This is a genomic window from Legionella norrlandica (genome assembly GCF_000770585.1).
GTDB classification, from domain to species: Bacteria; Pseudomonadota; Gammaproteobacteria; order Legionellales; family Legionellaceae; genus Legionella; species Legionella norrlandica.
In genome coordinates this window covers 1-1,535 of the sequence record NZ_JNCF01000118.1, presented here as the reverse complement: position 1 = coordinate 1,535, position 1,535 = coordinate 1, and the positions used below count along the sequence as shown (strand labels likewise).

Below are 1,535 nucleotides of genomic sequence, written 5' to 3'. Positions count from 1 at the left end.
GTAACCGTTCACGCCTCTTGTAAAGAGGCGTCTAGGTTTTGCTGAATTGAAACCCATTTCTGAAGAGCCTCCATAATAAATACCAAGACATCTTTCTGCTGTTGTTTACAAGTAGCAACAACAGAAAAGATTCGCTCAATAAAACGACTACCTCGCCCTGATTGAGTTCCAAAAGTGAGTTTTTTAGAAATAACTAAAGGCCTGAGTTGGCGCTCGGCATGGTTATTGGTTGGAGGTACATTAGGTATTTCAAAGAAGTTCCATAAGCTATCCACAGATTCCAAAATATTGGTGCATGTTCTAACGGTTGCTTTATGAGTACAGCGAGAGCCTTCACGTAAATGACGGAGCATTTTCGCTTTAAAATAACGAAGTCTTTTCCTAGGCTTTTTAAACCAGAGCGTATTTGAGTCATATTCTGTTTTCCAGAACTTAAAAAGATGCTCATAGGCTTTAAGAAGTTTTGTTCCTATTTTTCCTGGCACTCCTGGACGTTCTGATATTTTTTGAAAATCCCTCTTTAAGTGAGCCCAGCACACTTGGCGATTCTTATCAGGTAAAAAGTCATAGGCAGAGTAACGATCTGTTACATAAATATGGTTTCGAAAATCACCAATAAGTCCTTTAGCTATTTTCCTACCCCGAGAGCGTTCTAGTTTGAAATAGGTAGCCTCTTGCGTGCTCATAATCCATGCCCAACCATTTTGATGGCATTCTTTATGACCTGTTTCATCTAAATGAATTGCTACCGAGCTTTGAACCTGGGTTTTTATTTCTTCATGAGTTTGCTCTAGTGATTGACTCACCGTATATTCTATATTCGATACACTTCCTAAGCAGATAGGCATTTGATACACATCAGAAAACCAAGCATGAACTAAGCGCTTACTCAACCGGTATTTACTCGTTAATAAACTCACCATTGCTTGGGCTCTTGCTCCAAATCCCTTACGACTAACGCCCGTTGGCAAGTTACCTTGATAGCGCCGTCGGCAGGCGCTACAACACCCTGTTTGAAGCTGATATTCAATCACCTCATACCTTGGGGTGGGTACTTCAAAAACTTGGTGTCGTTGAAACTGCTCTAAAATTTTTAACGCTTTACCACAATCACAATGGCTTCGAGGGGGACAAACAATCACGGAATTAACTTGTTCCATGGGCACTAAGGCGCGCTGATGTCCTTTATGTCCCAGTTGGCCTCCACGTGTGCGACCACTCTTCGGTTTATTCTGCTTTTTCTTTTTAAGGTCTCGTGACGGGGGCAATGAGGAGTTCTTCGAATTAATATTTAACTGCTCTTTAAGGCGAGCATTTTCTTCTTTTAGCTCAATGATGATTTGCGCTAAATGACCTATCGTTTCTAATGCTTCTTCCAGATTCTTAGGAGTTAAATTAACTTTCGTTAAATCAGTCATAAAATCAATGTGTTATCTTTTGAATCCTTATAGCAATTTTCTCGGCATATAAAAACCTCTTGTCACAAAAATTATTAAATTTTATATGGTTTTATGACAAGAGGCGTGAACGGTTAC

1 protein-coding gene is annotated in these 1,535 nt (G+C 39.8%); it reads right to left on the bottom strand.

The window, feature by feature from the left end; all coding sequences use genetic code 11:
* Nucleotides 1-8: 8 nt before the first annotated feature.
* Nucleotides 9-1,418, bottom strand: a complete 1,410-nt coding sequence (gene tnpC / locus OK13_RS13645) for an IS66 family transposase (protein ID WP_035891730.1) — start codon at nt 1,416-1,418, stop codon at nt 9-11.
* Nucleotides 1,419-1,535 lie beyond the last annotated feature (117 nt).

Bases quoted from the DNA above. Each gene is read 5' to 3' on its own strand.
- tnpC (WP_035891730.1), bottom strand. From the start codon at position 1,418: ATGACTGATTTAACGAAAGTTAATTTAACTCCTAAGAATCTGGAAGAA.